The sequence below is a fragment of the Streptosporangium minutum genome, from assembly GCF_002149035.1.
Classification (GTDB): Bacteria; Actinomycetota; Actinomycetes; order Streptosporangiales; family Streptosporangiaceae; genus Streptosporangium; species Streptosporangium minutum.
The window spans coordinates 1-8575 of the sequence record NZ_NGFP01000336.1 but is presented as its reverse complement, the minus strand read 5'-3'; the positions used below and the strand labels follow the sequence as shown (position 1 = coordinate 8575).

9 protein-coding genes are annotated in these 8575 nt (G+C 69.0%); 5 read left to right on the top strand and 4 right to left on the bottom strand.

All coding sequences use genetic code 11. The features are described 5' to 3' along the window. The first annotated feature begins 305 nt into the window (after nt 1-305). Nucleotides 306-1058, top strand: a complete 753-nt coding sequence (locus CA984_RS40395; protein ID WP_086578636.1) for an SDR family NAD(P)-dependent oxidoreductase — start codon at nt 306-308, stop codon at nt 1056-1058. Nucleotides 1059-1147: 89 nt separating this feature from the next. Here the strand turns inward: CA984_RS40395 and CA984_RS46760 are convergent, their stop codons facing one another. Continuing rightward, nucleotides 1148-1801, bottom strand: coding sequence for a hypothetical protein (locus tag CA984_RS46760; RefSeq protein ID WP_108724686.1), 654 nt, complete (start codon nt 1799-1801; stop codon nt 1148-1150). A gap of 374 nt (nt 1802-2175) precedes the next feature. Further along, entirely contained in the window at nt 2176-3396 is a 1221-nt protein-coding gene (locus CA984_RS40385) for an ABC transporter ATP-binding protein (RefSeq protein ID WP_086578634.1), read from the bottom strand. Between the two features lie 177 nt (nt 3397-3573). On the opposite strand from CA984_RS40385, the gene CA984_RS40380 reads away from it, so the two are divergent. Then, a complete protein-coding gene (locus tag CA984_RS40380; RefSeq protein WP_086578633.1) occupies nt 3574-4572 on the top strand; it encodes a LacI family DNA-binding transcriptional regulator in 999 nt (332 codons plus the stop codon). On the opposite strand, the gene CA984_RS40375 is transcribed toward CA984_RS40380, so the two are convergent. After that, complete coding sequence (locus CA984_RS40375) at nt 4544-5029, bottom strand: glutathione peroxidase (protein ID WP_086578637.1); 486 nt, start codon at nt 5027-5029, stop codon at nt 4544-4546. The two genes, CA984_RS40380 and CA984_RS40375, sit on opposite strands and share 29 nt — an antisense overlap. A gap of 221 nt (nt 5030-5250) precedes the next feature. Here CA984_RS40375 and CA984_RS40370 point away from each other — a divergent pair, with 221 nt between their 5' ends. Together CA984_RS40370 and CA984_RS40365 are read left to right on the top strand one after the other, a co-directional pair. After that, on the top strand, nt 5251-5646 hold the full coding sequence (locus CA984_RS40370; RefSeq protein WP_031167278.1) for an aggregation-promoting factor C-terminal-like domain-containing protein: 396 nt from the start codon (nt 5251-5253) through the stop codon (nt 5644-5646). Between the two features lie 327 nt (nt 5647-5973). Beyond that, nucleotides 5974-6468 (top strand): aggregation-promoting factor C-terminal-like domain-containing protein, encoded by a 495-nt coding sequence (locus CA984_RS40365; RefSeq protein WP_086578632.1) that lies wholly within the window; start codon nt 5974-5976, stop codon nt 6466-6468. A 63-nt stretch (nt 6469-6531) separates the two neighbouring features. Here CA984_RS40365 and CA984_RS40360 read toward each other — a convergent pair whose 3' ends face one another. Further along, nucleotides 6532-7164 (bottom strand): TetR/AcrR family transcriptional regulator C-terminal domain-containing protein, encoded by a 633-nt coding sequence (locus CA984_RS40360; RefSeq protein ID WP_086578631.1) that lies wholly within the window; start codon nt 7162-7164, stop codon nt 6532-6534. An 87-nt stretch (nt 7165-7251) separates the two neighbouring features. Here CA984_RS40360 and CA984_RS40355 point away from each other — a divergent pair, with 87 nt between their 5' ends. Continuing rightward, nucleotides 7252-8367, top strand: a complete 1116-nt coding sequence (locus tag CA984_RS40355) for a ferritin-like domain-containing protein (protein ID WP_086578630.1) — start codon at nt 7252-7254, stop codon at nt 8365-8367. Nucleotides 8368-8575 lie beyond the last annotated feature (208 nt).

Here is an 8575-nt window from a genome sequence, read left to right as displayed (position 1 = left end):
GCGGCCAGGCGGCGGGCGAACGCGGCGCCGATGCCGGCGGTCGCGCCCGTGATCAGTGCGGTGGGCATGCGTGCAGTCTAGAGACCGCGCCGAGCACGGCCAGCCCTGCGCCGGCCCGGCAGGAGATCGGCACGGTCCTCATCCTCCATCGGTCGGTGACGTATCCATGATGTCCTGTACCGGGGTCCCGCGTCGGAGGTTCCCTGCCCGTCTCGGACGATCGGCGCCGCGCCGCCGGAGAGGAGAGGCCCGGAGCCGCGGCGGGGAGTTGCCGGATCCGGCGGCGCGGTCTCTAGACTGCACGCATGCCCACCGCACTGATCACGGGCGCGACCGCCGGCATCGGCGCCGCGTTCGCCCGCCGCCTGGCCGCCGACGGTTTCTCCCTCATACTCGTCGCCCGCGACGAGAAGCGCCTGGCCGGCTCCGCCGAGGCGTTGCGCCTGCGCTACGGGGTGAGGGTCGAGGCGCTCCCCGCCGACCTGGCCGCCGAGGAAGGCCTCACGGCGGTCGAGGCGCGGCTGCGCGAGGGGGTCGACCTGCTGGTCAACAACGCGGGCTTCGGCCATCCGGGCGCCTTCCTCGACGTCCCGGTCGCCGACGAGCTGCGGATGCTGAAGGTGCACTGCGAGGCGGTGCTGCGGCTGACGCTGGCCGCGCTGCCGGGGATGCGGAAGCGTGACCGGGGAGCGGTGGTCAACGTGGCGTCGGTGGCGGCGTTCTTCACCCGGGGCACCTACAGCGCGTCCAAGGCGTGGGTCGTCAACTTCAGCGAGTCCGTCGCGTCCGAGCTGACCGGCACCCGCGTGCGGGTGATGGCCCTGTGCCCCGGGTTCGTCCGGACCGAGTTCCACGACCGCGCCTCGATGGACACCTCCGGCATCCCCGGCTTCCTGTGGCTCTCGGCGGACAACGTGGTGGACGAGGCCATGCGCGACCTGGCCCGCGGCAGGCGGGTGAGCATCCCCGACATCCGCTACAAGGCCATCGTCGGGGTGGGCAGGCTGATCCCCCGTAGCCTCGCCGGCGAGGTATCCCGCCGCCTCGGCCGCCGGTAGGGCGGCGCCGCGCCGGAGACGACGGCGCCGCGCCCGGGATCTCCCGGGCACGGCGCGTCCGTGTCAGCTCACCGGCTCGCCGCCGGGGTTCAGAGCGGCGGCGTGAGGTTGACGAAGGCGGTGCAGTTCCCCGGCCACGCCGGGTTGTTGCCGGTTCCCGGCGTGGGGTTCAGCGTGCACGACGTCTGCCTGACCGCGCCGTCGGCCCCCAGCACCGTCACGTGAAGGGTGTTGCCCATGACCGCCAGGGAGATGTCGGTCGCCCCGCTGGGGAAGCCGGCCAGCGTCGAGATGTTGTTCCAGGGAGGCGTCGTCCGCGGGTCGCGGATCAGCGCCGTCCCGTTCTCCACGCGGCCGATGAACTTGTTGTTGCCCTGGAACGCGGTGTCGATGCCGGCGTTGCGTCCGGCCTCCCCCCGCGGGCCCTGGACCCCTTGCGGGCCACGGGGCCCCTGCGGGCCCTGGACTCCCTGAGCGCCGCGCCGGCCCCGCCGGCCGTCACGGCCGTCACAGCCGTCACAGCCGTCATGGCCGTTGCAGCAGTGGTGGTGGTGGCAGTTGTTCCACCGGCAGGACCCGCAGTGCCCGCCTCCGCCGCCGAGCAGGAAGCCCTGGAACCCGGCGCCGGTGAGGTGCCCGTAGGACTGGACGGCCACCGGTTTCGCCGTGATGGCGGCGGCCGGTGCCTGGTATGACAGCGCCAGACCCGCTCCGGCCAATGCCGTGGCGGCGGTGATGTTCATGACGCGCTTTCCCGACCGAAGGCCGGAGGCGAATTTTCTGATGTGCGAATTCATCTGATTCCCGTGTCGTTCGCGAGTCCGGGGGACCAGATTCTCCTTGCACCTCGCTATGGCGGAGGCACTCATCAGATACCCCGTCGCCCGGAACGACTACACGCTGATGAATTCAGCAAACGGTAACGACCATTACTGTAAATCGAAAACCGCTGAATTTAGAGGCAAATCATCCATTTAGGGTGGATCTTCAATGTTAGATACCACTAATGATGAAAAAGCAGGCCACCAGCTATCGGACTGCACCGAAGATGCGCGCACGGAAAGGCCCGCGCCACGGGAGGGGGTCGTGGCGCGGGCCGGTCCGTTAACGGGGTTGGTCAGACGCGGGCGTTGGCGTGGTGGCCGATCGCCAGACCCGAGACCGGGTCGAAGAAGTGCAGGTTATGGGTGTCCACGACCAGCTCGATGTTCTGGCCGGGGCGGACGTGGCTGCGGGAGTTGACACGGGCGGTCCACAGCGACTTGTCGCCGACCAGCGGGAGGGTCGCCTCCTCGTCGTCACCGGCGTCGGCCGCGGCGACGGTGTCCTGGTGCTGGACCGGCGGGGCGTCGATCAGGAACAGGACGTTGATCTCGGAGCCGAGCTCCTCGGTGACCTCCGCGCGGACCTGCAGACGGGTCCAGCCGCCGGCGGAGCCGTTGGCCGCGACCGAGTCGTCGAAGTCGGACGGGCGGATGCCCAGGATGATCTTCTTGCCGATCCACTCGTCGAGGCCCGGCTTCTCGGTGAAGGTCTCGTTCGGCACCGGCAGCTTGAAGCCGGCGAAGGCGACGGCCGCGCCGCCGTCACCGCGCACCAGCTCGGCGTTGACGAAGTTCATCGACGGGGAGCCCATGAAGCCCGCGACGAACAGGTTGACCGGCTTGTCGAAGAGGTTCTGCGGGGTGTCGACCTGCTGGAGCAGGCCGTCGCGCAGGACGCAGACGCGGTCGCCGAGGGTCATCGCCTCGACCTGGTCGTGGGTGACGTAGACGGTGGTCACGCCGAGACGCTCGTGCAGGGTGTTGAGGGAGGCGCGCATGGAGACGCGGAGCTTGGCGTCCAGGTTGGACAGCGGCTCGTCCATGAGGAAGGCCTGCGGCTCGCGCACGATGGCGCGGCCCATCGCGACACGCTGGCGCTGACCGCCGGAGAGGGCGGCCGGCTTGCGCTTGAGGTACTGCTCCAGGCCGAGCATCTTGGCGGCCTCGTTGACCCGCTTGGAGATCTCGGCCTTGGGCATCTTGCGGAGCTTCAGACCGAAGGCGAGGTTCTCCTCGACGGTCATGTGCGGGTAGAGCGCGTAGTTCTGGAAGACCATGGCGATGTCGCGGTCCTTCGGGGGCAGGTGGTTGACCACCCGGTCACCGATGGCGATCTCGCCGCCGCTGATGTCCTCAAGTCCGGCGATCATGCGCAGGGCGGTGGACTTGCCACAGCCGGACGGGCCGACCAGGACCATGAACTCGCCGTCCCGGATCTCAAGGTCGAGGCCGTTCACGGCCTTCACACCGCCTGCGTAGATCTTGTCGACTTTGCTGAGAACGATGGATGCCATGGAGAGTCCTTAGCGCCTCGGGCCAACCCCGTGTTCACCCGATGTGGATACGTTTTCATGCATCTCACCGGAAACGGACATGCGTGTCAAGAGCAGATCCGGTTCTTCCTCGTCAGCGGGGCCGCTGATGTCTCTTCGCACTGGAACGGCTACGGAAAATATGATGGAATCGTTTCCATGAACATGCGTCGTACGACCATCAAGGACGTCGCCGAGGCGGCGGGGGTCGGGGTCGCCACGGTGTCGCGGGTTCTGTCCGGCGGCTCGGCGAGCCCCGCGACCAGGGAGCGCGTGCTGACCGTCGCGGCCCAGCTCGACTATCGGCCCAGCGCGCTCGGCCGCAACCTGCGCCAGCAGCGCTCGGGCGGGATCGGGCTGCTGCTGCCCGACATCACCGACACCTTCTACGGCCGCCTGGCCGACGGCGTGCTCGCCTGCGCGCGCTCGGCGGGCGAGCCGGTGATCCTGGGCGCTACCGGCGACGACCCGGAGCGCGAGGCCGAGCTGATCGGCATGCTGCTGGAGCAGGGCGTGGACCGGGTGATCGCGATCCCCTCCGGGGACGGGGAGACGTGGGCACCGACCCTGCGAGCCGGGCTCACCACGGTGTTCGCGCACCGCCTGGCGGCCGGGCGCGACGACGTACCCGCGGTCCTGGCCGACGACCGCGCGGGCGTGCGCACCGCCGTCGACTATCTGACCGGGCTGGGCCACCGCCGGATCGCCTATCTCGGCGGCCCGGGGCAGGAGCAGCGCCTGTCCGTCTTCCGGCAGGCCCTGGGCGCCCTGGTGGACGAGGATCTCATCGTCTCCGCGCGCGGCAGCCGGGACTCCGCCTACGCGGTCGCCGCCGGGCTCCTCCAGCGCCGGCCCGACCTGACCGCCGTGCTGGCCGGGGGCAACCTGCTGGGCGAGGCGGCCGTGCTCGCCGCCAGGGAGCTGGATCTGCGGGTGCCCAGGGACCTGTCACTGATCATGTTCGATGACGTGCCCTGGGCCGAGCTGTGCTCCCCGCCGCTGACCGTGATCGCCCAGCCCGCGCAGGACATCGGCTACCGCGCGGCCGAGCTGGTGCTGCGTGCCGGACCACGGCGTCCGCGCAGCGTGCTGCTGCCCACCGAGCTGATGGTCAGGGGCAGTTGCGCTCCTAGAGGGATTTCTCGATCGCCGCGGTGAGGGCGGGGTCCCCGGGCTCGACGGCCGGGCGGAAACGGGCCAGCACCTCCCCCTCACGCGAGACCAGGAACTTCTCGAAGTTCCACTGGACGTCGCCGGCCTGCCCGTCGGCGTCGGGCGCCTGGGTGAGCGAGGCGTAGAGCGGGTGCCGGTCCTCGCCGTTGACGTCCGTCTTGGCGAGCAGCGGGAAGTCCACCCCGTAGGTGGTGGAGCAGAACTCCTGGATCTCCTCCGCACTGCCCGGCTCCTGGCCCATGAACTGGTTGCAGGGCACGCCGACGACGGTGAGGCCTCTGTCGGCGTAGGCGCGGTGGAGCTCGACGAGACCCGCGTACTGCGGGGTGAGGCCGCATCTGGAAGCCACGTTCACGATCAGGGCCGCCCCGTCGCCGGCCAGCTCGGCCAGCGTGGTGGGGGCGTCGGAAAGAGTGCGCACTGGGATATCACGGATGCTCATGATCTGCACCCTAATCGCCTTGTCACGTTTGGGAGTTATGACGTCCAAAGAGTGAAATGTGATGGACGCCACAGGCGAGACGCCGAGCCCCTCACCAGGCACTTGATCCTTTTCTAACCGATCTTTGACAGAGACCTCGACAAGCGCTGTCGACTCGCCCGACAAGAATCGCTGGGGCATCGTGGCGGCCGTCCCCCGATCCCAGCGAAAGGCGATCCCCTATGCCGACGCTACGCCGTACCAGCGTGCTGCTGGTCACCTCGGCGCTCGCCGTCAGCACCACCGCCACGGTCGCTCAGGCCTCCTCCTCCGCACGGCAGGGCAACAAGGCCATCGCCGCGCCCATGGTGTCCGCACGAGGCTGGACCAAGAGCCAGTTCGGCTGCCTCAGCCGGCTATGGACCCGGGAGAGCAACTGGAACCACCGAGCACACAACCGCCACTCCGGCGCCTACGGCATCCCCCAGGCGCTGCCCGGCGGGAAGATGGCCAGCGCCGGCCGGGACTGGCGCACCAACCCCAGAACTCAGATCAAATGGGGTCTGACCTACATCAAAAAGCGCTACGGTTCGCCGTGTGGAGCGTGGGCGCATTTCCATTCACGCGGCTGGTACTAGTTTCAAACCCCATGCCGGGGTGATTTTCGCCTCCTCCCCCCGCATAGACGTCCGGCCCGTGGTAATTCGGCACCCGTCGAACCACCCGTAGACCACGAAGATCGGGCAAACACCTTTCCGCGGCATGTCGCAACCACCCTTCGGCGCTTGCCCCGCGTACTAGAAAGCGCCTAGAGAAAACGTCGCGGTGTCTCATGCCGGAAACGGGCCGGCGAGACCGCGCGGGCATCTCCGCGTCCGAGCCACGGGCGCGGGACGACCGGGTGCGTGAGCGGGCCATGGCCCGCTCACGCACCTCCCGCACGCGGCCAGCGGACAAGGATCAACATGAACGGATACCGCGTCCTGCGGAATACAGTCGTGACCGCGCTCGCCGCTTCGACCATGGTCGGGTCCGCCGAGATCGGGCGGGCCGAGGAGATCGCGGAACCGGCGAGGAAGGGACCGGCGATGACGGTCCACCGGGGCGTCTGGTTCACCCAGGCCCAGCCGAAGATCGTAGTCACCACGAGGACCAGCAGGAGCAGGAACAAGGCGATCGCGTTCCGCCTCGTCTCCCGCCGGCTGTGGTCCCACAGCCAGTTCCGCTGCCTGGACAGTCTCTGGACCAGGGAGAGCAACTGGAACCACCAGGCGCACAACCCGTCCTCGGGGGCCTACGGCATCCCGCAGGCACTGCCGGGCTCGAAGATGAGCGGCAGCGGCGGGGACTGGCGCTCGAATCCGGCCACCCAGATCAGCTGGGGCCTTCGCTACATCAAGAGCCGATACGGATCTCCGTGCGGCGCATGGGGTCATTTCCGGTCCAGTAACTGGTACTGACCCGAGGAGTCTTCAGGGGAAGGGAGCACTCCTCAGACGTCCGGGATCCGCGGGTCCCGGACGTCATCTTTTCAGCTGCACAGCTATCGCCTGGATGAGCAGCCCCAGGCCGAACTCGAACTCCGACTCGTGGTCGCAGTCGACCAGCATCGGGGCCAGCCCGCTCACCTGGGGGAACAGCAGGGGATCGACGTTCTCGACAGCGAGGTCGGAGCGGTGGACCGGGGCGAACGTCGGGGTGACCCCGACCTCCCGCAACAGCGAGCCCACGATGTAGGCGATGAACACGCGCAGGATGCGGACCGCCTCGTGCCCACCGAACCCGGCGCTGCGCAGCGTGGCGAGCGCCCGCTCCACCGGCAGCAGCCCGGCGGTCGACTGGAGCTGGCGGCTGACCACCACCATCGTGCAGCGGGGATAGTGGTGGGCGATCTGCCGGAAGGCGAGCGCCTGCATCCGCACGCGGTCGGTCCAGTCGGCGTCCGGGTCGTCGGAGAACTCGATCTGCGACAGCACGGTCTCGGCCACCCCGTCGAGCAGCGCGGACTTGTTGGGCACGTGGTTGTAGAGCGACATCACGCCCACCCCCAGGTCGGCCGCGATCCTGCGCATGGACACCGCGTCGGCGCCCTCGCGCTCGATCAGGTCGATGGCCGCGGCGACGATGCGCGGACGGGACAGTGGCTCTGCGGGCATATCGCCATTGTCTCCTCATCTTGACGTACGTACACCGTACGTGCGACTCTCGCGAGTGTACGTACGGTGTACGTCTCTGGAGGCCGCATGTCGACTCACGATCTCTACACGATCCCGGCCGAGCTCTCCACGTGGGACGTCGAGGCGGCCGGAGCCGCCCGCTTCACGTGGGAGTACGACGACGGCAGGGACCGCATGCTCGCCCTTTACCAGAAGGGCAAGGACAAGCAGTGGGACTCCGTCAAACGCATCGACTGGGGCCTTGAGGTCGATCCGTACAACGTGCTCGGCATCCCCGACACCACCATCGCCATCCATGGCACGCCCCTGTGGGACCGGATGGACGACCGGCAGCGGCAGGACGTCCGCCTGCACGGCGCCGCCTGGCAGTTCTCCCAGTTCCTCCACGGCGAGCAGGGCGCGATGATCTGCTCGGCCCGCATCGTGGAGTCGGTCCCCGACCTCGACTCCAAGTTCTACGCCGCCACCCAGACCATGGACGAGGCCCGGCACGCCGAGACCTACGCCCGCTTCCTGCAGGAGAAGGTCGGCCTCGCCTACCCCATCAACGAACACCTCAAGGCCCTGCTGGACAACACGCTGAGCGACTCCCGCTGGGACATGCCCTACCTCGGCATGCAGGTGCTCATCGAGGGCCTGGCCCTGGCCGCCTTCGGCGTGATGCGCGACATCACCACCAAGCCGCTGCCCAAGCAGATCCTCGCCTACGTCATGCAGGACGAGGCCCGGCACGTGGCCTTCGGCCGGATGGCGCTGCGCGACTACTACAGCCAGCTCACCGAGGCAGAGCTGCGCGAGCGCGAGGACTTCGTCATCGAGGGCTGCTACCTGATGCGCGACCGGCTGCGCGGCCGGGAGACGTGGGAGACCATCGGCCTGAACAGGTCCGAGGTCGCCGAGGCCATGGAGTGCGTCGACCGGTCCGAGTACCTCAAGCTGTTCCGCTCCCTGCTGTTCAGCCGCATCGTGCCGTGCGTCAAGGACATCGGCCTGTGGAGCCCCCGCCTCCAGCAGGCCTACGCCGACATGGGCGTCCTGGACATGGCCGGCCAGAGCCTGGACGCGCTGATGAGGCAGGACGAGGAGATCGCCGACAGGATCGACGCCGAGCGCTTCGCCCGGGAGGAGGCCGAACGCCACGCCGAGGTCGCCGAGACCGTGGCCATGGGCGCCGAGTCCTGACCCTCGCTCACCCGCCCGCCGGGCCGGCGGTACGGGAACGGGACCCGCGCTGGATCTCGCCGGCGGGGTCCCAACAGCGGGTGCGCGGCTGAGCGCCGTGGGCGCGCCTGGCGTCGGCGCCAACGCCGATCGGATCGCCCGACGCGGCCCCGCTCATGAAGCGTTCTTGGCCTCTCGGGTGCGTCAGTGGGGGTTCGGTGGGGGCGGT

Coding starts and splice junctions, on each gene's coding strand:
- CA984_RS40355 (WP_086578630.1), top strand. CDS start 7,252: ATGTCGACTCACGATCTCTACACGATCCCGGCCGAGCTCTCCACGTGG.
- CA984_RS40360 (WP_086578631.1), bottom strand. CDS start 7,164: ATGCCCGCAGAGCCACTGTCCCGTCCGCGCATCGTCGCCGCGGCCATC.
- CA984_RS40365 (WP_086578632.1), top strand. CDS start 5,974: ATGAACGGATACCGCGTCCTGCGGAATACAGTCGTGACCGCGCTCGCC.
- CA984_RS40385 (WP_086578634.1), bottom strand. CDS start 3,396: ATGGCATCCATCGTTCTCAGCAAAGTCGACAAGATCTACGCAGGCGGT.
- CA984_RS46760 (WP_108724686.1), bottom strand. CDS start 1,801: ATGAACATCACCGCCGCCACGGCATTGGCCGGAGCGGGTCTGGCGCTG.
- CA984_RS40380 (WP_086578633.1), top strand. CDS start 3,574: ATGAACATGCGTCGTACGACCATCAAGGACGTCGCCGAGGCGGCGGGG.
- CA984_RS40395 (WP_086578636.1), top strand. CDS start 306: ATGCCCACCGCACTGATCACGGGCGCGACCGCCGGCATCGGCGCCGCG.
- CA984_RS40375 (WP_086578637.1), bottom strand. CDS start 5,029: ATGAGCATCCGTGATATCCCAGTGCGCACTCTTTCCGACGCCCCCACC.
- CA984_RS40370 (WP_031167278.1), top strand. CDS start 5,251: ATGCCGACGCTACGCCGTACCAGCGTGCTGCTGGTCACCTCGGCGCTC.